Origin of the sequence: Campylobacter sp. BCW_4319, from assembly GCF_001764435.1 — a bacterium.
GTDB lineage: Bacteria > Campylobacterota > Campylobacteria > Campylobacterales > Campylobacteraceae > Campylobacter_D > Campylobacter_D jejuni.
In genome coordinates, this window is record NZ_MKAQ01000018.1 from 116360 (window position 1) to 140175 (window position 23816).

Consider the following 23816-nt stretch of genomic DNA (forward strand, 5'->3'; position numbering starts at 1 on the left):
AAAAACAAAAAAAGGTTTTTAAATTTTGAAAAAAATATTATTATTTTTACTTTTAAGCATGAGCTTATTTGCTGCTGAAGCAACTATCCCTACAGTAAATTTAAGCTTAAGTGCACCCAATACACCTAATCAGCTTGTTACTACTTTAAATATAGTGATTGTTTTAACCATACTTGCGCTCGCTCCAAGTATAGTTTTTGTTATGACTTCTTTCTTGCGTCTTATTGTAGTATTTTCATTTTTACGACAAGCTATGGGGACGCAAAGTATGCCACCTAATACCATTTTAGTAACCTTGGCTTTAATTTTAACTTTTTTTATCATGGAACCTGTAGCTACAAAATCCTATAATGAAGGTATAAAACCTTATTTATCAGAAAAAATAGGCTATGAAGAAGCTTTTATAAAAGGAGCAAAGCCTTTTAAAGATTTTATGCTTAAAAATACTCGCGAAAAAGATTTAGCCCTTTTTTATCGCATACGCAATCTACCCAATCCCAAAACCATAGATGATGTTCCTCTTACGGTTTTAGTTCCTGCTTTTATGATTTCAGAGCTTAAAACCGCTTTTGAAATAGGGTTTTTAATCTACCTACCCTTTTTAGTCATAGATATGGTTGTAAGCTCAGTTTTAATGGCTATGGGTATGATGATGCTACCTCCTACTATGATCTCTTTACCTTTTAAACTCTTGATTTTTGTATTAGTGGATGGATGGAATTTGCTAGTGCAAAGGCTTGTGGAAAGCTTTGTAACCTAAGAAGGAAAATCCTTCTTAGAAAAAGAATTCTAAATTATTCTTTTTAAAAGTATCTTTAACATCTTTAAGATATTTTTCTCCTAAAGAATCAAAAAGCCCATCTTTTTTGCTTTCTGCAATAAATTCATCAAGCTCTTTTTTAAGTTCTGCATTGCCTTTTTGTACTGCTATACCCCAAAACTCAGGATTTTCTTGAAAAGGCACCAAAATGGCTCTAGTTGTATCTTGATGTTTTTGCCAAGTGCGATAAATCGTAAGTTGATCATAAAAAAATCCATCAGCCTTACCTTGAATCACCTCCAAAATAGCAGCATTTTCTTTATCAAATAAATTAATAGTTGCATTTTTTAAATTTTTAACCGCATATAAATGTCCTGTAGAGCCACGCTTTAAAGCCAAAACTTTGCCCTTTTTATCTAAATCTTTGATATTTGTAATATCAGAGTTCAAAGGAGTTAAAATAGCCAAATTTGCCTTAGCATAAGGAATGCTAAAATCCACCACTTTCTTTCTCTCATCGGTAATTGTCATAGAAGACATGATAAGATCTATCTTGGCTGTTTTTAAAGCAGGTATCAAACCATCCCAAGCGATATTTTTTACTACAAGTTTATAGCCGTTTTTCTTTGCAAAAGCTTCTAAAAAATCCACACTAATTCCACTTGCTTTGCCTGTTTTATCGCTCATTTCAAAAGGCGGATATCCAAGCTCCATTCCTACAACCAAATCTTTTGCACTCAAATTTAAAGCAAAAAAAGAGATAAAAATCAAAATAATTTTTTTCATAATTTCCTTTCAAAATTTTTTGTAAAAAAATTATACTAATTTTATCTTATTTTGTTATTAGCAATTTGCTTCAAACTTAAAAAATTAAAACTTCTAAACCCTAGTTTGTCCCAAAAGATTATTAAGTCTATCCATTATAGAATCAGCGTAGGAATTAATGGTGCTAGGTTTTGCTTTCCAGCCATTAGCAATGGCTTGTTTAATCTCAGCATCTAAAGCCCAATTACCCATAGCAGATTCTTTAGGAATGTTATTTTCATACATATATAAATCACCTTCTGCTATGCCACGCTCTGCCCAGTATCTAAAAAAGCTTTTAAAGTCACTTTTACCTGTCATAATACTATCAATGTTAATTGCAGGACCACTAAAACTCTCTTTAGCCATAGCCCTATTGTAAGCTTCTACTTTTGGATTAAGTGTGGTTTTTGGACTCTCAACAGGTTGTCCACCTTGAGATTTTAAAAAACTCATAAACAAAGTTTCTTTAGAATAACTTCCATCTTCATTTTGTGGATAAACTGACATATCAGAATTAAACTGCCAATCTTCACCTTTAGAAACATTTTTGATTTCTTCTAAGGATAAACCTAAAGTCTCAGATGATAATCCTTTGATCATACATCCTGAATCAAGCCAAATTTCATCAGCTTCTTTTGCTTGTTCAGGGGTTTTATAAACATTTGAAATTAAAGAATTTGAAAAATCTCTTAGGTGAGTGATATTCATTCTATTGCTTGGATCATTAAAATCCATCGATTTTATTCCATTTATAGCATACCCCTTAGGCATAGAATTTATATCTGCTTCAGTGAAACTTGTTTTATTGGTATCATTAAAAGTATGATTAACAATTTGATTAAATTGATTATAATATTGTTTTATGGTTTCAGCCATATCGATATTAGTATAATACTCGCTTACGCCTAAGTATTCTTTTGTACTTGAAACAACAGGATCATTTTCGGCAGCTTTTTTAATCTCATCTAGTAGATTTATGTATCTTAAAATCTTCAGGCAATCCTGCAGCTTTGTTAAAATCACTTCCCATATAACCATCTTTATCTACACTATAACCATAGGCTGTATTAGTAGAAGTATTACTTATATCTGCTTGTTTATATTTTAGAGTATAAATAGAGTTTTTAAATTCACTAGATATATCATAATTAGGAGAACTTGTTTTACTACTTATACTAAAATTAGTGTTATTGCTAGTATTTGTTGTATTAGTAGAATTTAATACTTCACTTCTTGCTAGAGTTTGTGAATTTGCATTTTGAATTTCATTTAATTTACTAGCATTTTGTTTTAAAAAAGCATTAGCAAAACTTATTTTAGAATTTTCTTTACTTTCTTTATTAGCTTTTGCTTGTGAAAGTATAGAACCATAGTTTGAGTTATCATTGATACTAAAGATACCCATATTAATTCCTTAATTTAGATTTTTCTGCCTTCAACCTAAATATATTTATATAACTAATACAAGCAAAATCTGTTCCGTTTTGGGGTGGAGTTATTTTTCTAAATAAATTTTTAAAGCCCTTTCATAGTCTTCTTTAGTATCAATCCCCATGCTTGTTGTTGAAATTTCAAGCATTTTGATTTTTTTACCATTTTCTATAGCTCTTAATTGCTCTAACTTTTCCGCTCTTTCAAGCGCAGAACTTGATAAAGAACAAAACTCCCTTAATGCTTTTACACTATAAGCGTAAATGCCTAAATGCCCTTTAAAACTTTCCTCGTAATTTTCTCTTTCATAAGGGATTTTAGCTCTTGAAAAATACAAAGCATACCCTTCTTTATCGCAAAGCACTTTAACCAGATTAGGATCCATAGCTTCTTCTTGAGTGATTTTTTTATAACAACTCGCCATAAAAGCTTTTTTATCCAAGCAAGAACTTGCAAATTCTTTAAATTTTAATAAATTTTCACATTCTATAAAAGGCTCATCAGCTTGGACATTGATAATAATCTCATCATCTTTTAAAGCTAGTTTCTTACAAGCTTCATTAATCCTATCCGTACCGCTTTCATGATCTTTGCTTGTTAAAACCGCATTTAGACCATATTCTTTAGCGATACTTAAAACCTTTTCATCGTCTAAAGCTATACAAACTTCATCCACGCTACTTACTCTTCTTGCAGTAGCCACAAACATAGGCACTCCACCTATATCACATAAAATTTTCTCATGAAAACGACTTGATTTTAATCTTGCAGGAATAATAATCATTTTTGCATCCAATCTAAAATTTCTTTTTTTATATTTCTGGCTTCAAATACCTTTTCATCGCTATTTTTCAAATCAAATAAAGCCAAAATTTCATCTTTAACTTGGACATTAAACTCTTTAGCTATAAATTTTAAATCTTCTTTTTCATTCTTAGAATCCCTATCATATAAAGCTTTTATCATACTTGGAGTAAATTTTGTCCATTCTGCTGTAGAAGTGATAATGCTAGGTTTTAAAGGATCAAGCATTTTAAAACAAGTTGCGGTATGCGGATCGATTAAAATCTTGCTTTGTTTGATAAATTGCATACATTCTTCATCGGTGCAAAAATCCGCCTCAAAATCTTCTTGCAAACTTTGTAATTCTTCTTTTTCAAGTTTAAAATATCTTTCATTTTTTAACAAATTCATCAGTTCTTTAGTTCTTTTATCTTTAAATTTCGCAAACAAAAGTCTTTCGATATTAGATGAAATAAGTATATCCATAGCTGGAGAAATAGTCTTCTTAAGACTTTTTTCACGCAAATCATAAACGCCTTGATTAAAAAATTCACTCAAAATATTATTTGCGTTTGAAGCGATTTTGATTTTTGAAATTTTAGCTCCCATTTTTTTAGCATAAAAAGCTCCTAAAGCATTGCCAAAATTTCCACTTGGAACGATGATTTGTACTTCTTCTAAAAACTCATTAAAAAGTTTTAAACTCGCATAATAATGATAAATAATCTGAAATAAAATACGCCCAAAATTTACAGAATTAGCTGCGCAAAGCTCATAATTTAAAGCTTTAATTTCATTTTGAAAATCTTTTGAAAAAAGCAATTCTTTTAAAGTGCGTTGCGCTGCGTCAAAATCCTCATCTATGGCAAAAACTTTCAAGTTATCCTTATCTAAAGCTCGCATTTGCAACTCTTGAACTCCACTTGTGCCACCTTTTGGATACATACAAGCTACTTTAACATTTTTTGCATTTTCAAAACTTTTTAGGGTTGCAGGCCCTGTATCGCCGCTTGTAGCACAGATAATTAAAATATTTTTATCCTTTGAAAATTCGCTTAAAAGCACGCCAAAAGGCTGTAAAGCCATATCTTTAAAAGCTCTTGTAGGCCCATGCCAAAGCTCGTTAATATAGGTTTTTTCAGAGATTTTTTGCAAAGAAATAGGTGTATTTTTATCATCAAAGCTTTCGTAACTTTTCAAAGCCTTTTTAAAAAGCTCTTCTTCGCCAAAACCAAAACTTTCTATAAGCTTTAAAGCAAAATCTTTATAAGACAAATTGGCATATTTTTCTCCTTCAAAAATAGGCAAATTTAAAGGTGAGTAAAGCCCTCCTTCTGGAGCGTTTGGGTTAATCAAAGCTTCCTTAAAACTTGATACATTATTTACATTTCTACTCTCGACCAATTTCACTGTTCAAACTCCTTGATATAAGTTTTTATTTTTTCTCTTAATGAATCTTTTAATTCTATATTTAATTCTATAATTTGACATTTAAAACCAAAATCTTTAACTTTAACAAAATCCTTAAAAGTAAGCATTAGTGTATCGCAATTATGTTTTTTTAGCAAATTTTCTAATTCTTCTTTTTTAAACTCATAATGATCTTTAAAAAAATAACAAGCCCTTGCCTTGATAAAATGCTCATACAATCTAAAAGGTTTAGCAATAGCAGTTACCAAAACAGCCTTTGGATTTTCTTTTACAAAAGAATAACGCACAAAATCCCTGCCTTCTAATGCAATAAAATCAGCCCTTTTTTCATAAATTTTCGGCAAACGATAAGCTCCACTTGGCAAAGTAAAATTAAAATAAGGTTTGATTTTACTTTCAAGTAAAATATCAAATTTTTTAATATGAAATTTAGAAAAAGCATCATCAAGCACAACGATTTTAGCTCCCAACTCAAAAGCTTTTTCAATACCTTTTACTCTATCTTCACTCACAATCACGCCTTTGATATTTTCTTCAAAAGCATACTCCATAGCTTCATCGCCACTTTGTGCTAAGGTGCATAAAATTTCATTTTGATTTTTAACAACAAACAAACCTTTAGATTTTCTTTTATAGCCCCTAAGCACTATAAAAACGCCATCAAATTCCCTTGCTATAGCTTTGCAAAGCGGGGTTTTTCCATTACCTCCAAAACTTAAATTACCTACACTAATAACAGGTTTTTTAAAAACTATTTTTTTACGAAAAAAAGTATTTAAAATCGCAAAAAAAGCATAAAGCACACTTAAGGGAAAAAGTACAAAAGTAAGGCATTTTTGCCAAAAATTGGGCTTAAAAAAATAATTATCAAGCCAAAGTTCATAATTTTTTTCTTCACTCATTGTTTAAATTTCCAAAATTTCAGGCATTTTTCCCTTAAAAGCATTTTTTTGCATGCGATTTTTTAGCATAGCAATCAAAGAAGGATCAAGCGTTCTTAAAAGTTTTTCATCATTAGTTTCTAAGGCTTTTAGACCTTCATCGATTTTTGCATAAGAAAAACCCAAATCCGCCTCATCGCTTTGATTTTCCCAAAGATCCGCACTTGGAGCTTTTTTGATAAAATTTTCATGCAAGTTAAGGTATTTTGCTAAGGCATAAATTTCACTTTTATAAAGCGATCCTATAGGATTAAAAGCACAAGCTAAATCTCCATAAATCGTACCATAACCCAAAAGTAATTCGCTTTTATTAGAAGTGCCTATAACTAAAGAATTTTTCAAAGCAGAATAATCATAAAGCAAACTCATTCTAATACGAGCTGCAAAATTTCCCAAAGATACTAGAGTGGTATTTTCACTTTGCTTTATAAAAGCATCTAAAATGCTTTGAATTTCTATGATTTTATATTCAAGATTTAAATCCGCACAAAGCCTTAAAGCATCTTCAAGATTGGCTTTGTTTGAAATTTGAGTTGGCATTAAAAGAGCAAAAACATTCTCTTTTAAAGCTCTTTTACAAAGCGTTGCTACCAAAGCAGAATCAATCCCGCCACTAAGCCCCAAAACCACACCTTGACTTTGAGAATTTTTCACTTTTTCTTGTATAAAATCACACATTTTTTCCGTAATCTTTTGCCAATCCATAAAGCTTGCCTTTTAAAAATTTAATGTATAATTATATTTATTTAAGGCAAATTTTTTATTAAAGAGGTAAAAAATGCAAATTATCAAACAAGCTTGTGGAGTTTATGAAACTAATTGCTATATTTTATTTACCCCAAAGGGTGAATTTATCATTGATCCAGGAACTGATGCACTTTTATTTATCAAAAAACATGTAAAAAAACCTTTGGCGATTTTAAATACTCACGGGCATTATGATCATATTTGGGATAATGCTAAGGTTAAAAAAGAATACAACATCCCCATTTATATTCATAAAAATGATGCTTTTATGCTACATGATGATTTCAATCAAGGCTATGATTCTAGCGATGCGGATTTTTTAGTAGATAATGAAGATATTTTAAATATTTGCGGAGTTGATTTTAAATTTCACTTTTTACCAGGACATACACCAGGTTGCACTATGATAGAAATTGTAGGTAAAAATATCATGTTTAGTGGAGATTTTTTATTTTATAGAAGCATAGGAAGATGGGATTTTCCTTATTCAGATGCAAATTTAATGAAACAAAGCTTAGAAAAAGTTATGACTTACAAAGAAGATTTTAAACTTTTGCCAGGACATGGACAAGAAACTACTTTAAAAGAAGAGCAAGTCCATCTACCCTCTTGGCTTAGATATTTTTAAGGTATATTAAAATGGAATTAGATCAAATTTTATTATATGCTTTTATTTTTTTAAATCTTTTTGCCCTTTTTGGTTTATTTTTGGGAAATAAAAAGAAAAATCAATTTAATGATAAAAAATTTTATAAAATCTGCCCATGTAAAAAAATGGCAGAAAATGGATCTTTAAGTACGATTTGTATTTATTCAGCTGTAGGAGGATTTTTTTACAGCGTATTATCTATAGGTTTTATAGGTTTTGGTAATTGGACTTTAAATTTTATTTTTTTACTTGCATTATTAAGTGTTTTTTTAGGGTGGAAATTAAAACTTGATTGAAAAATATTTTTAAGAAAAATCCATTGATTTTTCTTAATTTTTATTTAAAAGTTGTACCACCATCAACGATGAAAGTATGTCCTGTCACCCAACTTGCCTTACTTGAACAAAGAAAAAGACATGCTCCAGCCAAATCTTCAGGCTGCCCCATGCGATTTAAAGGGCTTAAATTTATAGTAGCCTGTTTTACTTCTTCATAATTTGTAAAAGCTCTTAAAGCATCAGTTTCAATAGGCCCACCACTTACGACATTTACACGGATATTTTTTTCTCCAAGTTCAGTAGCCGCATATCTTGCCATAGCTTCTACAGCGGCTTTTGCTGTACCATGACCTGAATAATTTTCTATATACACTAAATTTCCTGTAGATGAGATAGAAATAATGCTTCCACCCCCTACTTTTTCCATCCTTTTAGCTGCTTCTTGTGCGCCCACAACAAAAGCATTTACTGTGGCTGTAAAAATGTTATTAATTCCCTTTGGTTTTAACTTCATAAATTTAGTATAGCCACCTACAACCGCACGTCCTGAAATGATAGCATTTGAGATAAAATAATCCACTCTATCAAAATCCACATCAATTTTTTCAAAAAGTTCTTTATAGGTTTCAGGTTCTAAGATATTAAACTCATAAGCTCTAGCTTTGATTTTATAATTTTTCTCCAAATCTTGAACCATTTCATCAGCAATTTGCGCATTAGAATTATAAGTAAAAGCTATATTTGCACCCACTTTAGCAAATTCATAAACTATAGCTTTGCCTATCCCGCGAGTTCCACCGCTAATCACTAAAGTTTTTCCTTGAAATTCTGTATTCATTAAAATCCTTTGATCTTATATTTTTTCATCACTTCTTCAATTTTAGCAAAATTTTCCTTACTTGGAGAACAAAGAGGAAGTCTAAATTCCAAACTTTCTATCAATCCAGCTAAATACATAGCCGTTTTAATAGGAATAGGATTACTTTCGCAAAATAAAATTTTATTGATATTATAAAGCTCATCATTGATTTTTTTAGCTTCTTTATAATTTTCATCTAAAGCAAAATGAGTTAAAGCGCTAATCATATCGGGTAATAAATTTGAAGTTACTGAAATCACTCCCTTTCCACCATTTGAAAGTATAGGATAATTGATCGCATCTTCCCCTGAAATAAGCATCATTCTAGGTTCGTGTGCAAGCAAATCCACACACTTATCGATATTTCCACTCGCTTCTTTTACTCCATAAATATTTTCACAATCTCTAAAAAGCTTGATAATAGTATCCGTTGAAATTTCACAACCTGTTCTTCCTGGAACATTATATAAAAGCACAGGAATATCTACACTTTGCGCAATAGCCTTATAATGCTCGTAAAGTCCTTGTTGCGTAGGTTTATTATAATACGGTGCCACACTTAAAATCCCATCAGCACCATGCTCTTTAGCAAATTTAGCCAAACCCACTGCCTCATGAGTTGCATTACTTCCCGCACCTGCTAAAACCTTAACTTTAGTTCCTTTACAAGTCTCAACGGCTATTTCTATGCAAGTTCTATGTTCTTCATGGGTTAAAGTTGCACTTTCTCCTGTTGTTCCTACTGGAACTACTGCATCGATGCCATTTTCTATTTGCCTTTTAATCAATCTTGCATAACTTTGCTCATCAACTTTTCCATTTTTAAACGGTGTAATAAGGGCCGTCATTGCCCCAATAATAATATTTTTATCCATTTGAATCCTTTCTTAGAATTACCGTAGTTGAATTTTCTTGAATAAAATATTTTTTAGCACAAGAAATCAAATCTTTTAATTCCAAATTTTGTATATCTTTCTCATAATTTAACAAAGGATTGATATCTCCTCTTGCTAGATATGAACCATAAATATTTGCCACTGCACTAGCATTGTTAAGTGAGAAAATAAAATCGCTTTTGACATTATTTTTCACTCTTTGCAAATCTTTTTGAGAAATTTTACCCATTTTAAGCTTATCAATGATTTTTAAAAGCTCTTTTTCTACTTTTTCTGCATTAACATTGGGGTTACAATTACAAATAAAAATAAATAAATTTTCATCTATACAATCATTAACATAAGCATAATAATCATTGATTAAATTTAATTTATCAATCAAAATTTCACTCATTAAAGAACTTTTCCCACTTCCTAAAAGCTCGGATAAAGCATTTAAAGCAGGTATATCTTTGTGCTTGAAATTTGGAATTTTATAAGCAAGGGCTAATAGTTCAGTATCTAAGTTTTTATGCAAATATATTCTTTTTGCTCCATCTTGCTTAGGCTCTTTTGTGTGAATTTTAGGCATAGTCTTAGTATTTTTAATCTTTTCAAAATGTTTTTTTGAAAGCTCAAAAACTTCTTTACTTTCTATATCGCCACTTACAAGTAAAATCGCATTTTTAGGTTGATAATAAATACTATGAAATTCTTTAATATCTTCAATGCTCCAATTTTCTATATCCTTAAAAAAACCTATAGGAGTCCAATGATAAGGATGATACATAAATGCATGATTAAAAAGTCTAAAATAAAGATATCCCAAAGGATTATTATCTGTTCTCCATCTACGCTCTTCTAAAACCACTGCTCTTTCAGGCTGAAATTCTTCATCTTTTAAATTTAAATTTGCCATAAGTTCTGCAAAAAGTTCCAAAGCTTTATCTAAATTTTTCTTCGCACATTTAATATAATAATGAGTATAGTCAAAACCTGTGCTTGCATTATCCACACCACCAAAACCCTTAACAATCTCATCAAATTCGCCAGCTTTTAAATTTTTAGTACTTTTAAAATTTAAATGTTCTAGCATATGAGCTATGCCGCTTTTTCCCATGATCTCATTTCTTGAACCCACTTTATAAAAAATATCAACGCTAATCACATCGCTATTTTTATTTACAGGTAAAGCATAAACTTCAAGCTTGTTTTTTAATTGAATTTTTTCATAAGCAATCATTTTAAATTTACCCCAACAGCTTCGCTAATGTGTAAAAAACCATCTTTTCTTAAAAGCTCTATAAGATTTTGATTGATATTTTTTACCAAAGAAGGGCCTTTAAAAATCAAAGCTGTATAAACTTGCACTAAATTAGCCCCATTTTTAATACGCTCATAAGCAATATCAGCACTATCAATCCCTCCACTTGCAATAAGCAAGGTTTTGCCAAAAAGAATTTTAGCTACTTCTTTGAAAAAAATACCACTTTTTTCCGTAATCAGCCTTCCGCTAATACCACCAAAAGTACGATTATTATCTAGCAAGCTATAATCAACACTAGTATTGGCTAATATAAACCCATCTGCACCTTTTTTAATGGCATTTTCACATAAATTTAAAGCATCATCTATTTTCATATCAGGAGCAATTTTTATCAAAATAGGCTTAGAAGTGATTTTTTTGGCTTCTTCAAGCAAGGTATTTAAAAAATCATCATTTTGCAACTCTCTTAAATTTTTAGTATTAGGAGATGAGATATTAACGATAAAATAATCACACAAATCCTTAAAATCTCTAAACAAAGTAAAATAATCCTCCAAGGCTTTATCATTTGGAGTGATTTTATTTTTCCCTATATTTACCCCTAAAGGCAAAACAAAAGGATAAGTTTTTGCAAGTCTTAAAGCAATCTTTTCAGCACCTTCGTTGTTAAAACCCATAGCATTTTGTATACTTTCTTGTTTTACAAGTCTAAATAGGCGTGGCTTTTCATTGCCTTCTTGAGGTTTTGGAGTAAAAGTTCCCACTTCTAAAAAACCAAATCCTAAAGCACTCAAAGGTCTTATCATAGTGGCATTTTTATCAAAGCCTCCTGCTAAACCTACAGGATTATTAAAATCAAGTCCAAGTAAATTTTGCCTTAAACTCTCATCATCAACTATATATTTGTGTGCTAAAAAACTTAAAGCTCCTGGAAAACTAGCACTTAAAGCCCTTAAGCTATATTCAACCAAAGCATGTGCATGCTCAGGGTTTAACTTAAAAAGTAAAGGTTTTATCATTTCATAAGCCATTTTTTAATCCTTTTTGAAATTCTAACTAAAATTAACTAAAGCTAGGCTTTGTTTTTTCTTTGCTTTTAAATTTTTGATACAAAGAACAAGTTTGCAAAAGCTCTTCATCTTTACCTATTGCCAATACCTTGCCCTTATCCAATACTACTATTTTATCTGCATTTTCTATAGTGCTTAAACGATGTGCAACCACTAAAATCAATCTATCTTGTTTTAAATTTTCTATAGTTTTAACTATTGCTTTTTCACTTTCATTATCCAAAGCTGAAGTTGCTTCATCAAAAATAAGCACATCAGGATTTTTATATAAAGCTCTAGCGATTGCTATTCTTTGTTTTTGCCCTCCACTTAAGTTCTTACCATGTTCTTTCACTTCAGCCCAAATCCCACCCATTTCTTTAACAAATTCATAGGCATTGGCCAATTTTAAAGCTTGGATGACTTTTTCTTCTTCTAACTCTTCGCTATAAGCAATATTTGCAGCAAAACTATCATTAAAAAGATAAATATTTTGCGTTACAAGTCCTATTTTAGCATGTAAGCTTTCTATGGTAAAAGTGCTAATATCTTCTTGATTGAGTAAAATTTTACCTTTTTGCTTTTCATAAAAATACATCAAAAGATTAATAATAGAAGATTTACCACCCCCACTTGTCCCTACAAGAGCAAGCATTTGCCCTTTAACAAAATCAAAATTTACGCCTTTTAAAACACTTTTATGCGGATTTTCATAAGCAAATTCAACATTTTCAAAGCTAATTTTTTCAATGTTTTTTAATTCTTTGCTTCCACCTTTAATTTGAGGTTCTAAATCCAATAAATAAAAAGTTCTTTCACTTGCCGCAACAGCACCTTGAAGTTTTCCATATAAAGACGAAAGACGCTTTAAAGGAGTATATATCGCAAAAAGTGCCGAAACAAAACTGATAAAACTTCCCACACTCATAGAACCATTGATAACCTCTCTACCCCCTACAATAATCACCACAGCAACCCCAACAGAACCCATCATATCCATTAAAGGACTTGTAAGTGCATCAATACGTGCGGATTTTAGGTTTAATTTACATAAAGTATCATTATGCTTAGCAAATTTATCACTTTCTTTTTTTTCATTATCATTAGCTTTGATCAATTCAATATTTGAAAAAATTTCACCCAAATAAGAAAGTAAATCCGAATTTGTTTCTTGTATATTTCTTGCATATTTTTTAAGTTTTTTAGCAAACCATACCAAAGGAAAAATAGCTAAAGGCAAAATCACTAAAGCAAAAAAAGCCAAAGTAGGACTTTGATACAAGACTACCGCAAGCAGTCCTATAGCAGTTAAAAGCTCTCTAAAAAAATCAGGAATAATGTTTGATACTATGCTTTGAAGTGCATTAATATCATTAGTACAACGACTTACAAGCTCTCCGCTTCTATAGCGTTTAAAAAAATCCATATCCAAGCGTAAAACATTTTTCAAAACCCTAGCACGCAATACTCTTAACATATCTGTTCCTATAAAGGAAACATAAAAACTTTGTAAATAAGTTCCAAGATTTTTAAAAAAATACATCAATACTAGCAAAAAAGGCACTGTATAAAGTAAAGCTTCATTTTTTTCAACGAAAATATAATTTAAAATAGGCTCTAAAGCATAAAAACTTCCAGCAGTTCCTCCGCTTGCTAAAATCATACCGAAAATAGCTATAGCAAATTGTTTCCAATATCTTTTATAAAAGGGCTTAAAGCGTATTAAAACCTCTTTTAAATTCATCTCATTATGCATTTATTTTCTCCCAAATTGTTCCATTTGGAGTATCTAAAAGAGTGATTTTTTTACTACTTAATCGCTCTCTTATTGCATCAGCTGTGTTAAAATCTTTGTTTTTCTTAGCCTCAGTTCTTTCTAAAATTAACTTTTCAATTTCTTCTCGTTCTTCTTTGCTTACACCCCATTGAAAATATAAAGTTGTATCCATAAAACCAAAGCCAAAAATTTTAGCTAGCTCGCTTAAAGCTTCTTTGATATTTTGTTTTAAAATTTTATTTTTGCTTTCTTTATCCAACTCTAAATTTGCACTACTGATAAAATCATCCAAAAGAGCTAAGGCTTTAGAAATATTTAAATCATCATTTAAAATCTCTAAAATTTGCTTAGCAATTTCGCTTTTTATTTCAATATCATTTAAAACATCAAAATCAGAAATTTCACCTAAATCCAATCTTTTTTTAAGGCGATAAAATTTATCTAAACGTTTTTTAGCATTTTCTAAATCCGATAAAGAATAATTAAAATGAGATCTATAATGAGAACTCAAAAGATAAAATCTTAAAGCCTCGCCCATAAATTCTTTTAAAGCATCTTTTATGAAAAAACTATTATTTAAACTTTTACTCATTTTTTCACCATCGATTTTTACAAAACCATTGTGAAGCCAAATATTTGCTAATTTTCTCTTACATCCACAACGACATTGCGTAGCTTCATTTTCATGATGAGGAAAAAGCAAATCTATCCCTCCAGCATGTATATCAAGAGTATTTTCAAAAATAGAATCAATCATAGCAACACATTCAGTATGCCAACCTGGACGCCCTTTGCCAAATTCACTTTCGTAAAAATTTTCATCAAATTTCCAAAGCACAAAATCGCTTTCATTTCTTTTTTGCACTTCATTACTTAGACGAGAGATATTTTCTTCTAAATTGCGATTTGATAAGCTTAAATATTTTTCATCTTTACTTGTATCAAAATAAATTCCATCTTCTAGAGTATAAACAAACCCATCCTTAGCAAGCTTTTTAATCAAATCAAGCATAGCTGTTATATAATGCGTTGCACGAGGTTTAAAATCAGGATCTAATACATTTAAAACCCTCATATCCTCTTCATAACTTTTGATATAAAATTCCGTAATTTCCTCTAAAGTTTGACCACTTTGAGCCATTTTTTTCAAAATCTTATCATCAATATCTGTATAATTTCTAGCAAATTTTACCCTATTGCCCTGAGCAAGTAAAACCCTACGCAAAAGATCAAAACAAACACTACTTCTTGCATGTCCTAAATGTGCATCATCATAAACCGTAGGCCCGCATAAATAAATACTAATATCTTTTTTATCAAGTTTTATTTTCTCTTTTGTTACACTGTCTAATAATCTCATTAAAAAACTCCTTTAAAACTTGTAAAAATTCCTATAAAAAAACTTAAAATATAAGGTTTAACCAAAATAAGTAAGATTGTAAAAATAATCAAAGCAACTATAACCAATAAGCAAATTTTAATAGATATTAAAGCAAAAAATTTCTTAAAACCAAATTCTTTGATATTAGCTCCAAGCAAATAAAAAGCACTAATAGAGCTTGAAAGTGCTACTGCAATAACCTTTAAACTTTCATCTTTAATCAAAAATATAAAAGCCATAGAACATAAAGCACTGATAATTAAAGATTTTACCGCGATCCAAGCTGCTGTTTTTTGTTTAAATTTTGCATAAAGCCACAAAGAAAAAAGCTTTTGCAAACCAAAAGGTAAAAGCCCTATAAGATAAGCAATCAAAACATAAGCCGTAATTACACTATCTTCGTGAGTGAAATTTCCTCTTTCAAATAAAAGTTTTGAAATTTCCAAAGCAAACACAGAACCTACAATACTAGAAGCAATAAGCAAAATGCTTAAAAGTGCTAATGCTCTTTGCATAAATTTTAAAGCTAAATTTTCTTGACCACTTTTTAAATGTTTTAAAATTTTTGGAAAAGAAACTTGAGTTAGAGCGATAGCAAAAAGTGCAAGGGGGAGTTGGAAGACACGATTTGCATAATAAAGATAAGAAATACTCCCGCTCATTAAAAAACTAGCTATGGTTGTATCAAGCAATGAGCTAAATTGAGTCGCAGAAGAACCTAAAACTCCATGAAAAAAATTGCCATAAAAACCTTGTAATTTCGCCTTAGCTTTTTTAAATTTTATACTTAAAGCCATAGCACGGATTACAGGATTGTTTTTTAAAACAAGCAAATGTAAAATAAGCTGTGCTACCCCACTTAAAACCGTTGCATAAGAAAAATAATAAAGTGTATTTTGCGGTGCATTTTTATCCACAAAAAAGGCAGCTATAACAATACTTAAGTTAAATAATGCCGCAGAAAAAGAGGTAATGAAAAATTTTTGTCTATAATTTAAAATAGCTCCTAAAAAAGTAACTAAAAAAATAAAAAACAAATACCAAAAATTAATCGCCACCAAAGGAGCTGCTAAAGCTATAGTATCTGCGTTAAACCCAAAAGCAAAAAGCTTAGTAAAAAAAGAGGAGAAAAAACTTACCAAAAGACAAAATAAAAAAACTATAAGGCTAAATTGCATCATTACACTAACGCAAAAAGCTCCTTTTTTTTTCGCTTTTACAAAATTAGGCAAAAAACTTTGTCCAAAAGCTCCTTCTGCAAAAATTCTTCTAAAAAAAGCAGGCATTTTTAAAGCCACAAAAAAAATATCACTATAAAGCCCTGCTCCTAAAAAAAGTGCTATTAAAACATCTCTAGCAAGCCCTAAAATTCTTGAAAATAAAATTCCTAAAGCATTGATAATAAAATTTTTAAATACTAAACTCTTCATTAATTTTTTTCATAAATTTCAAAATATAAAGAGAACTATTTTAACTAAAATTGATTAAAAATTGACTATAATTACATTCTTAATTTTTTACAAGGGGAAAGTTTTGGCTTTGGATGAAAAAATTATTGCCTATACAGAAAATCCAGCTCGAGAGCTTTTAAGCGTAACTTCACGAACAAACCTTAGCTTAAATGAGCTTGATTTTAGTTTATTGGCATTTTCTACACAATATCGCTTTGGAGATTTAGAATGGGAAAAAATCTCTGAAAAAGAATTAACTCTTTTTGATAAAGATGAAATTTTTTTAAAAAACGATCTTCAAATCAAGCAAGAATACAAAATAGAAATTTTCCATGGTATAAACCAAAGCAAAGCATCTCAAGCAGTCAAACTAGTTGCGAATAAAAATTTAACCAAAATAATTGCTCAAATTGATTTTACAAATTTAGACTTTCATGAAAAACTAGCACTAGAACTTTTGCAAAATATTTATAAAAAGATGTTGAAACTTAAATTTTTAATAGGTATCCGCATTTTTGATTTTAAGAAAAATTTAATGTCTTTTTGCAGCCAACATAAAAACACTCCTTTAAATAAAACTATACAAATCACCGTTGCACAAGGTATTGATCCTATAGAAAGTCAAGATGAATCCCTGATCTTGACTTATAAAGAAAAAACCAAAAACTACACTATCGATGAAAAACGCTCAGGTATTATTGTTGTTGATGAAAATGAAGTTGTTTTAAAACACGCCAAATTTAAACAAGGTAAAGAAGGAAAAGACTTAAATTTACACACCTTAAAAGTTTTAGCCGCAAATGAAAATAAAGTTAAATTTTCTTGTTCTTCAGCTTTTAAACAAGTAGAGCAAGATGGATACACAGAATATATAGCTTTAAAAAAAGGTTATGTAGTACAAGATGGTGAAAAATTTGATATTGCCAATGAACTAGATTTTAATGGAGTAGATTTTAAAAATATAGGGATTATAAGAGCTGGACTAGACAAAAATGTCAAAATCAATATAAAATTTCTTTCAGAAGTAAAAGATGCTGTAAATTCTGGCGTTGGGATAGAATGTGAAGAATTAAATGTAGTCGGAAGCGTAGGAAGCAACACTCAACTTAATGCCACCAAAATGAAAATTGAAGGCACTACACACTCTAAAGCCAAAATTCAAGCCAAACAAGCCTATATAAAAACTCATAGAGGATTTGCAGAAGCCGAAATTTTAAATATAGATTTGCTCGAAGGTGGAACAATCAAAGCCAAAGAAGTGAGAATTAAAAAAAGTTTAGGCGGAAATATACAAGCTGATAAAATCTATATAGAAAATTTAGAAAGTAATAATTCTTGTGTGTTTTTTGAAAACACCACAATAGAACGCATTAACGGGGATAACAATAAATTTCATGCTAAAATTAAAACTCTTGATAAAAATTATGATGAAGAATTTGCTATTTTAGGAGAGCAAATTTCTAAGTTAAATCATAAAATAAATAAAATAAGACAATACATTTTATCAAGCAAAAATGGAATTTTAAGCGTTGAAAAAAAGATAACAGAACTTAAAAATCAAGGTCAAAATGTTCCTGTACAATACGAAAAAGCCCTAAAAGATTTCTCTTTGCAAAATCTTGAATTAAATAAACTACAAAATGAAGAAAAAGAACTTCTTGAACGCAAAAAATCTTTACAATTAGAATTAATCAATTTGCAAAAAATGCTTTTTGAAGCAACTTTTATAAATAAAAGTGGCAAATGGACTGATATGAATGAAATCAAATTTTCACTTCTAGAGCCTAAAGAAGATATTTTTTACTCTTCATTTGTTAATGAAAGTGCTAAATTTATAGGCATTAAAAAAGTCATACAAAACAACCAAGAAAGTATAGAAATACATAAAAAATTAGATTATGAAGAAAAGGATATAGCATGGTTGTCGGCATCGAAGGAATAATCACAAAAAAAGAACCTACTTTTATCATTGTTAAATGCGCTAGTGGTTTAAGCTATGGGATATTTATTTCGCTTTTTTGTTCTGCTAAAATTCAAACTCAAGAAAAGCATGAGTTTTTTATCACTCAAATCATCAAAGAAGATTCTAATAAATTTTATGGCTTTTTGGATAAAGATGAACAAAAAATGTTTGAAATGCTTTTAAAAGTCAATGGAGTGGGTGCAAATACTGCTATGGCGGTATGCTCTAGTCTTGATGTAAATTCTTTTTACAAAGCGTTAAGTTTGGGCGATGAAAGCGTGCTTAAAAAAGTACCTGGCATAGGTCCAAAAAGTGCAAAACGCATTATAGTAGAACTTTCTGACACAAAAACCAAACTTGAAAATGTAAGCGATGATAAAAGCGAAGCCTTAGCCGCACTTCTTACTCTAGGCTTTAAACAAGAAAAAATCATAAGTGTTTTAGCAAGTGCTCAAGCAACAAGCACAAGCGAACTCATCAAAGAAGCTCTTAAAAAACTAGGATAAAGGAATAAAATGAAATTTGCAATACTTTTTGGCGGAAATTCTTATGAACATGAGATCAGTATAGTAAGTGCTGTAGTACTTAAAAAAGTTATCAATCAAAATTTAGAATTTATTTTTTGTGATGAAGAAAGAAGATTTTATCATATCCCAAGTGAAAAAATGAATTCTAAAACTTTTAGCACCAAAGCTTATAAAAAAGAAAAAGAACTTTTCATCAAACAAGGAGGTTTTTTTAGCAAAGGCTTTTTAAAAGAAAATAAACTAGAGTGCGAATGCGTGATCAATCTTATCCATGGTAGAGATGGAGAAGATGGAAAAATTGCGGCTTTATTTGAGTTTTATTCTATTAAATTTATAGGACCTAGGCTTGAAGCTAGTATATTATCTTTCAACAAAGAACTTACCAAACTTTATGCCAAAAGCGTTGGAGTAAAAACACTTGATTATACCATGCTAAGAAAAAATCAAAACTCTAAAGAAAAGCTTAATTTTCCTTGCATTATCAAACCTGCAAGACTTGGAAGTAGCATAGGTATTAGTATAGTAAAAGATGAAAAAGATTTAGAATACGCCAAAGATGTGGGTTTTGAATTTGATAATGATCTTGTAGTGGAAGAATTTAAAAACAATATCAAAGAATACAATCTTGCAGGATGTATGATCAATGATGAGTTTGTTTTTTCCATCATAGAAGAGCCAAAGAAAAAAGAATTTTTAGACTTTGAACAAAAATATCTTAGCTTTTCAGGACACAATGAACTTATAGAAGCGGATTTAAGCGAAGAATTAAAAGAAAAACTCGAAGACAGTTTTAAAAAGATCTACAATCCTTTGTTTAAAGGTGCTTTAATACGCTGCGATTTTTTTATACTGGATAATGAAACATATTTAAATGAAATCAACCCAAATCCTGGTTCTTTGGCTAATTATCTTTTTAAAGATTTTAATACCACTTTAAACGCTTTAGCTGATCAAATTTCACTTGAAAAAATGATAAAAATCAACTACAACTTCCTTCACTCCATCAACGGACAAAAAGGAAAATTATAAGCTTTTAAGTCAAAATACGCTAAATTATACATAAAATTTAGCGTATTTTAGGAAGAAAAATGCTCTCTTTTAAACAAGATGAAATTTACACTGCCACCGAGGTGGTAAGAAATTTTAGCCCCATTATGGAAAAACTCAAAAAAAGTGAAAGTGGAAAAATAGTTATTTTAAAAAATAACAAATTTGAAGCTGTAATGCTTAGTATGAAAGAATTTGAACGCTTACAAAATGCCATGCAACTTTTAGAAAATATCTACAAAAATCAAAAGGCTTAAAATGGCTCAAACTCAACTTTCTTATAAAAACAAAACTTATCAAATTTCTTATGAAATTTTAGGCGATCTTTCCTTACCGCAAATACTTATCTTACACGGCTGGGGAGCTAATAAAGAACTTATGAAGCAAAGTTTTTGTCCTTTTTTAAAAGATTTTTGTCAAATTTATATGGATTTGGCGGGTTTTGGAAATTCAAGCGTGGAAGAAATTTTAAACACTCAAGATTACGCCAATATCACAGAACTTTTTTTAAAACAAAAAAAACTCAATGTCTGTTTTTTCATGGGGCATTCTTTTGGTGGAAAAGTAAGTACCCTACTCGCAAAAGAAAAAGACACCCTAATCTTACTTTCAAGTGCGGGAATTTTGGCTAAAAAATCCCCAAAAGTGCGTTTTAAAATCCGTATTTTTAAAATTTTAAAACTCTTTGGTTTGGGAAAATTTTATCGCTATTTTGCTAGTAAAGATGGAGCAAATCTTAGTCCTATGATGTATGAAACCTTTAAAAGGGTTGTTGATGAGGATTTTAGTGAAATTTTTGCCAAGCAAAAGGCTAAAAGCTTGGTTTTTTGGGGGAAAAGCGATGAATCTACGCCTTTGTATTGTGGTGAAAAAATGCATCAATTTTTAAAAAATAGCACTTTTTATCCTTTAGAGGGAGATCATTTTTTCTTTTTAAAACATTCTGCTTTCATAGCTCAAAAAATTAAGGAAATTTAAATGCTTGTCAATACTCTTTATTTTATCAATTCTTTATTTTTTAATTTTTGTATAGCTTTTTATCTTATGAGTGCTTTACAATGGTATTCTTATAAATTTAAACGCGTGTTTTTTCATTATCATAAACCTTTGTGGCATTTGTATTTTTTATTTATTCCTTATTTTTTATTCTTAGCTTTTCCTTTATACTCTTTGGCATATTTTGCATTGATCCATACTCCGATTTTGTATTTTTGGAACAAAGGTATAGATAAAAAGCTTGTTTTTACAAGTAAGGTTAAATGGTTTTTTGTTTTTGTTTTTGTTTATAATGCTATTTTTGCTATCCTTGCTTTGCGTTTTTCTTTTCTTTTTAATCTTTTTAGCCTTCCTTTTGCTTTATTTAGTCTTAAAATTTATGAGTTTTTTACAAATTTATATTATAAAAAACAAGCCAAAGCCAAACTAAGAGCCAATGAAAATTTAAAAATCATACTCATTACCGCAAGTTTTGGAAAAACAAGTATTAAAAATTTTTTATACGAACTTTTAAAAGATGACTTTAAAAGCTACAAAACACCACGCTCTGTCAATACCTTGCTAGGCATAGTTGCTGATATCAACACCAATTTAAGCCAAGATACTCAAATTTACATAGCTGAAGCAGGTGCTAGACTTAAAGGCGATATTGATGAAATCACGCGTTTTTTACAACCTCACATCAGCATAGTAGGAGAGATAGGCAATGCACATTTAGAGTATTTTAAAAGTGTTGAAAATATCCGATCAACCAAACTTGAAGCCTTAAATTCCAAAAGACTAGAAAAGGCTTTTTTACACTCTAGCACCCAAAAAGAAGAAGATAAGCTCATCAACCTTTATGATGATAAATTAAGTCTTATTCATTCAAGTCTTGAAGGTTTAGAATTTAAAATCGATATAGAAAATAAATCCTATGATTTTAAAAGTCAAATTTTAGGGGATTTTAATGCGCAAAATCTTTGTGTTTGTATACTTTGTGCTCATTATCTTGGCATAAAACTAGAAAAAATTCAAAAGCAAGTTTTAAATATAAACTCCGTAGAACATCGCTTGCAAGTGCTTTCAAGAGAGCCTAAATTTATCATAGATGATGGTTTTAATGGAAATTTTAAAGGTATGAGCACAAGCTATAAACTTTGTAAAAGCTATAAAGGACGCAAAGTTTTAGTAAGTCCTGGTATAGTGGAAGTAAGCGAAGAAGAAAATATAAAACTTGCTAAAATCATCAATGAGTGTTTTGATCTTGCTATCATTAGTGCACAAATCAATGCTGAAATTTTCAAAAAAGAGTTAAAAATAAAAACCATTATACTTAAAGAAAAGAGTCAGCTAGTTCAAACTCTAGCTAAAGAAACAAAACACGGAGATTTAATACTCTTTTCAAACGATGCACCTAGCTTTATGTGATTCGCATAAGTATTTGCAAATGTCATCATTTTCAATTTGACTTCGTGCAAATACTTCTTTAAACCCTAGTCTGCCCTATAAGATTATTAAGTCTATCCATTATATTATTTACAAAAGAATTTATACTTTCATTACTTGCTTTCCAGCCATTAGCTTTTGCTTGATTAAATTCTCTATCAAACCAAGCTCCACCATAACCTATACTTGTATTTTGCCAAGCAACCCCTTTTTCCATTGCATATATATCTGCATCAAGCCAGCCATCTTGTGCATAACCTTTTAATAAACTTGCAAAATCAACTTTGCCTGTCATGATGTCATCTAAGGAAGTTAATGATCCATCAAAGCTTTCTTTGGCCATAGCTTCAGCATAAGACTTAGCTATAGGATTTAATGTTGCACTACCTTCTCTTGGCGATACACCCGTTGATTTTAAAAAACTCATAAACAAAGCCTCTTTAGAGTAACTTCCATCTTCATTTTGTGGATAAACTGACATATCAGGATTAAAAGTATCTATTGCAGTGTCTTTATCTAAATTTTGAGTTTGCATACTTTGCGGAGTGAAATTTAATGGTTGTAAGCCTATATTAATATGCCCAAACATTCCTAATTGTTCTGCTTCATTATATTGCTCTTGTGTATTATAATAGTTTGTTATTGTTAGCTTATCATAATTTTTCGGCATAATACCTATAGTTTTATCAGATGATAATTCACTAATTCCCTTAGGCATAGAATTTATATCTGTTTCAGTGAAACTTGTTTTATTGGTATCATTAAAAGTATGATTAACAATTTGATTAAATTGATTATAGTATTGTTTTATGGTTTCAGCCATATCTATGTTTGTATAATATTTATCTATACCTAAATATTTTTTTATATCTGAAGTATAAGAGTTATTTTCAGCCTTCCTCTCTATCTCATCCAAAGTAGATTTATATATCTTAAAATCTTCAGGTAATCCTGCAGCTTTGTTAAAATCACTTCCCATATAGCCATCTTTATCTACACTATAACCATAGGCTGTATTATTACTTATATCTGCTTGTTTATATTTTAGAGTATAAATAGAGTTTTTAAATTCACTTGATATATCATAATTAGGAGAACTTGTCTTACTACTTATACTAAAATTAGTGTTATTGCTAGTATTTGTTGTATTAGTAGAATTTAATACTTCACTTCTTGCTAGAGTTTGTGAATTTGCATTTTGAATTTCATTTAATTTACTAGCATTTTGTTTTAAAAAAGCATTAGCAAAACTTATTTTAGAATTCTTTATTAGCTTTACTTTGTGAAAGTATAGAATTATAATTTGAGTTATCATTGATGCTAAAGATACTCATATTAATTCCTTTGATTTAGATTTTTTTGCCTTCAA

General features: G+C 29.9%; 22 protein-coding genes and 1 pseudogene. 9 read left to right on the top strand and 14 right to left on the bottom strand.

Annotated elements, in window-relative coordinates; translation table 11 throughout:
* Positions 1-25 precede the first annotated feature (25 nt).
* The gene (fliP, locus tag AJN56_RS08190; protein WP_002868800.1) at positions 26-760 is read left to right on the top strand and encodes a flagellar type III secretion system pore protein FliP; all 735 of its coding nucleotides are present in this window, start codon (positions 26-28) and stop codon (positions 758-760) included.
* A 15-nt stretch (positions 761-775) separates the two neighbouring features.
* Here the strand turns inward: fliP and AJN56_RS08195 are convergent, their stop codons facing one another.
* From AJN56_RS08195 to AJN56_RS08225, 6 genes and pseudogenes are all read right to left on the bottom strand, one after another.
* Positions 776-1546: a transporter substrate-binding domain-containing protein gene (locus AJN56_RS08195; protein WP_002868799.1), complete on the bottom strand. Its 771-nt coding sequence runs from the start codon at positions 1544-1546 to the stop codon at positions 776-778.
* A 93-nt stretch (positions 1547-1639) separates the two neighbouring features.
* Positions 1640-2972 (bottom strand): annotated as a pseudogene (locus AJN56_RS09000) (Cj0814 family flagellar-dependent secreted protein).
* Positions 2973-3062: 90 nt separating this feature from the next.
* Positions 3063-3782: a 3-deoxy-manno-octulosonate cytidylyltransferase gene (gene kdsB / locus AJN56_RS08210; protein WP_002856736.1), complete on the bottom strand. Its 720-nt coding sequence runs from the start codon at positions 3780-3782 to the stop codon at positions 3063-3065.
* Positions 3779-5191 (bottom strand): threonine synthase, encoded by a 1413-nt coding sequence (gene thrC / locus AJN56_RS08215; RefSeq protein WP_002852451.1) that lies wholly within the window; start codon positions 5189-5191, stop codon positions 3779-3781. The genes kdsB and thrC overlap by 4 nt, the downstream gene beginning before the upstream one ends.
* Positions 5188-6114 carry a tetraacyldisaccharide 4'-kinase gene (locus AJN56_RS08220; protein WP_011812737.1) on the bottom strand — a complete coding sequence of 309 codons (927 nt, stop codon included), beginning with the start codon at positions 6112-6114 and terminating at the stop codon, positions 5188-5190. Before AJN56_RS08220 ends, thrC begins: the two co-directional genes overlap by 4 nt.
* A 3-nt stretch (positions 6115-6117) precedes the next feature.
* Complete coding sequence (locus AJN56_RS08225; protein WP_002857155.1) at positions 6118-6858, bottom strand: NAD+ synthase; 741 nt, start codon at positions 6856-6858, stop codon at positions 6118-6120.
* A 73-nt stretch (positions 6859-6931) separates the two neighbouring features.
* Between AJN56_RS08225 and AJN56_RS08230 the strand changes: the two genes are divergently transcribed.
* Positions 6932-7528, top strand: a complete 597-nt coding sequence (locus tag AJN56_RS08230; RefSeq protein WP_002856956.1) for an MBL fold metallo-hydrolase — start codon at positions 6932-6934, stop codon at positions 7526-7528.
* Between the two features lie 11 nt (positions 7529-7539).
* Entirely contained in the window at positions 7540-7845 is a 306-nt protein-coding gene (locus AJN56_RS08235; RefSeq protein ID WP_002867958.1) for a hypothetical protein, read from the top strand.
* A 40-nt stretch (positions 7846-7885) separates the two neighbouring features.
* Here the strand turns inward: AJN56_RS08235 and AJN56_RS08240 are convergent, their stop codons facing one another.
* Genes AJN56_RS08240 through murJ form a run of 7 tightly spaced genes read right to left on the bottom strand, consistent with a single transcriptional unit; the run spans position 7886 to position 16465 of the window.
* Complete coding sequence (locus tag AJN56_RS08240) at positions 7886-8665, bottom strand: enoyl-ACP reductase (RefSeq protein WP_002852476.1); 780 nt, start codon at positions 8663-8665, stop codon at positions 7886-7888.
* Positions 8665-9561 (bottom strand): 4-hydroxy-tetrahydrodipicolinate synthase, encoded by an 897-nt coding sequence (dapA, locus tag AJN56_RS08245; RefSeq protein ID WP_002852574.1) that lies wholly within the window; start codon positions 9559-9561, stop codon positions 8665-8667. Before dapA ends, AJN56_RS08240 begins: the two co-directional genes overlap by 1 nt.
* On the bottom strand, positions 9554-10804 hold the full coding sequence (locus AJN56_RS08250) for a M16 family metallopeptidase (RefSeq protein WP_070246411.1): 1251 nt from the start codon (positions 10802-10804) through the stop codon (positions 9554-9556). The genes dapA and AJN56_RS08250 overlap by 8 nt, the downstream gene beginning before the upstream one ends.
* Positions 10801-11859 (bottom strand): quinone-dependent dihydroorotate dehydrogenase, encoded by a 1059-nt coding sequence (locus AJN56_RS08255; protein WP_002872967.1) that lies wholly within the window; start codon positions 11857-11859, stop codon positions 10801-10803. The genes AJN56_RS08250 and AJN56_RS08255 overlap by 4 nt, the downstream gene beginning before the upstream one ends.
* Before the next feature lie 31 nt (positions 11860-11890).
* Positions 11891-13633, bottom strand: a complete 1743-nt coding sequence (locus AJN56_RS08260) for an ABC transporter ATP-binding protein (RefSeq protein WP_002858782.1) — start codon at positions 13631-13633, stop codon at positions 11891-11893.
* Positions 13626-15014 carry a cysteine--tRNA ligase gene (gene cysS, locus AJN56_RS08265; protein WP_070246414.1) on the bottom strand — a complete coding sequence of 463 codons (1389 nt, stop codon included), beginning with the start codon at positions 15012-15014 and terminating at the stop codon, positions 13626-13628. Before cysS ends, AJN56_RS08260 begins: the two co-directional genes overlap by 8 nt.
* Positions 15014-16465, bottom strand: coding sequence for a murein biosynthesis integral membrane protein MurJ (murJ, locus tag AJN56_RS08270; RefSeq protein ID WP_004297910.1), 1452 nt, complete (start codon positions 16463-16465; stop codon positions 15014-15016). The genes cysS and murJ overlap by 1 nt, the downstream gene beginning before the upstream one ends.
* A 103-nt stretch (positions 16466-16568) precedes the next feature.
* On the opposite strand from murJ, the gene AJN56_RS08275 reads away from it, so the two are divergent.
* Genes AJN56_RS08275 through AJN56_RS08300 form a run of 6 tightly spaced genes read left to right on the top strand, consistent with a single transcriptional unit; the run spans position 16569 to position 22429 of the window.
* Positions 16569-18428 carry a flagellar assembly protein A gene (locus tag AJN56_RS08275; RefSeq protein WP_052786002.1) on the top strand — a complete coding sequence of 620 codons (1860 nt, stop codon included), beginning with the start codon at positions 16569-16571 and terminating at the stop codon, positions 18426-18428.
* Positions 18404-18955 (top strand): Holliday junction branch migration protein RuvA, encoded by a 552-nt coding sequence (ruvA, locus tag AJN56_RS08280; RefSeq protein ID WP_002933558.1) that lies wholly within the window; start codon positions 18404-18406, stop codon positions 18953-18955. Before AJN56_RS08275 ends, ruvA begins: the two co-directional genes overlap by 25 nt.
* Positions 18956-18964: 9 nt before the next feature.
* Positions 18965-20005 (top strand): D-alanine--D-alanine ligase, encoded by a 1041-nt coding sequence (locus AJN56_RS08285; protein ID WP_004306951.1) that lies wholly within the window; start codon positions 18965-18967, stop codon positions 20003-20005.
* A gap of 59 nt (positions 20006-20064) precedes the next feature.
* Positions 20065-20280 carry a type II toxin-antitoxin system Phd/YefM family antitoxin gene (locus AJN56_RS08290; protein ID WP_002852622.1) on the top strand — a complete coding sequence of 72 codons (216 nt, stop codon included), beginning with the start codon at positions 20065-20067 and terminating at the stop codon, positions 20278-20280.
* 1 nt (position 20281) lies between these two features.
* Entirely contained in the window at positions 20282-21001 is a 720-nt protein-coding gene (locus AJN56_RS08295; protein ID WP_002883172.1) for an alpha/beta fold hydrolase, read from the top strand.
* The gene (locus tag AJN56_RS08300) at positions 21002-22429 is read left to right on the top strand and encodes a Mur ligase family protein (RefSeq protein ID WP_002860764.1); all 1428 of its coding nucleotides are present in this window, start codon (positions 21002-21004) and stop codon (positions 22427-22429) included.
* A 58-nt stretch (positions 22430-22487) separates the two neighbouring features.
* Here AJN56_RS08300 and AJN56_RS08305 read toward each other — a convergent pair whose 3' ends face one another.
* On the bottom strand, positions 22488-23762 hold the full coding sequence (locus tag AJN56_RS08305; protein ID WP_070294452.1) for a Cj0814 family flagellar-dependent secreted protein: 1275 nt from the start codon (positions 23760-23762) through the stop codon (positions 22488-22490).
* Between the last annotated feature and the right edge of the window lie 54 nt (positions 23763-23816).

Excerpts from the sequence above, each read along its gene's own strand:
- AJN56_RS08195 (WP_002868799.1), bottom strand. The coding sequence starts at position 1,546 with ATGAAAAAAATTATTTTGATTTTTATCTCTTTTTTTGCTTTAAATTTG.
- kdsB (WP_002856736.1), bottom strand. The coding sequence starts at position 3,782 with ATGATTATTATTCCTGCAAGATTAAAATCAAGTCGTTTTCATGAGAAA.
- AJN56_RS08220 (WP_011812737.1), bottom strand. The coding sequence starts at position 6,114 with ATGAGTGAAGAAAAAAATTATGAACTTTGGCTTGATAATTATTTTTTT.
- AJN56_RS08225 (WP_002857155.1), bottom strand. The coding sequence starts at position 6,858 with ATGGATTGGCAAAAGATTACGGAAAAAATGTGTGATTTTATACAAGAA.
- AJN56_RS08230 (WP_002856956.1), top strand. The coding sequence starts at position 6,932 with ATGCAAATTATCAAACAAGCTTGTGGAGTTTATGAAACTAATTGCTAT.
- AJN56_RS08235 (WP_002867958.1), top strand. The coding sequence starts at position 7,540 with ATGGAATTAGATCAAATTTTATTATATGCTTTTATTTTTTTAAATCTT.
- AJN56_RS08240 (WP_002852476.1), bottom strand. The coding sequence starts at position 8,665 with ATGAATACAGAATTTCAAGGAAAAACTTTAGTGATTAGCGGTGGAACT.
- dapA (WP_002852574.1), bottom strand. The coding sequence starts at position 9,561 with ATGGATAAAAATATTATTATTGGGGCAATGACGGCCCTTATTACACCG.
- AJN56_RS08250 (WP_070246411.1), bottom strand. The coding sequence starts at position 10,804 with ATGATTGCTTATGAAAAAATTCAATTAAAAAACAAGCTTGAAGTTTAT.
- AJN56_RS08255 (WP_002872967.1), bottom strand. The coding sequence starts at position 11,859 with ATGGCTTATGAAATGATAAAACCTTTACTTTTTAAGTTAAACCCTGAG.
- AJN56_RS08260 (WP_002858782.1), bottom strand. The coding sequence starts at position 13,633 with ATGCATAATGAGATGAATTTAAAAGAGGTTTTAATACGCTTTAAGCCC.
- cysS (WP_070246414.1), bottom strand. The coding sequence starts at position 15,014 with ATGAGATTATTAGACAGTGTAACAAAAGAGAAAATAAAACTTGATAAA.
- murJ (WP_004297910.1), bottom strand. The coding sequence starts at position 16,465 with ATGAAGAGTTTAGTATTTAAAAATTTTATTATCAATGCTTTAGGAATT.
- ruvA (WP_002933558.1), top strand. The coding sequence starts at position 18,404 with ATGGTTGTCGGCATCGAAGGAATAATCACAAAAAAAGAACCTACTTTT.
- AJN56_RS08285 (WP_004306951.1), top strand. The coding sequence starts at position 18,965 with ATGAAATTTGCAATACTTTTTGGCGGAAATTCTTATGAACATGAGATC.
- AJN56_RS08290 (WP_002852622.1), top strand. The coding sequence starts at position 20,065 with ATGCTCTCTTTTAAACAAGATGAAATTTACACTGCCACCGAGGTGGTA.
- AJN56_RS08295 (WP_002883172.1), top strand. The coding sequence starts at position 20,282 with ATGGCTCAAACTCAACTTTCTTATAAAAACAAAACTTATCAAATTTCT.
- AJN56_RS08300 (WP_002860764.1), top strand. The coding sequence starts at position 21,002 with ATGCTTGTCAATACTCTTTATTTTATCAATTCTTTATTTTTTAATTTT.
- AJN56_RS08305 (WP_070294452.1), bottom strand. The coding sequence starts at position 23,762 with ATGATAACTCAAATTATAATTCTATACTTTCACAAAGTAAAGCTAATA.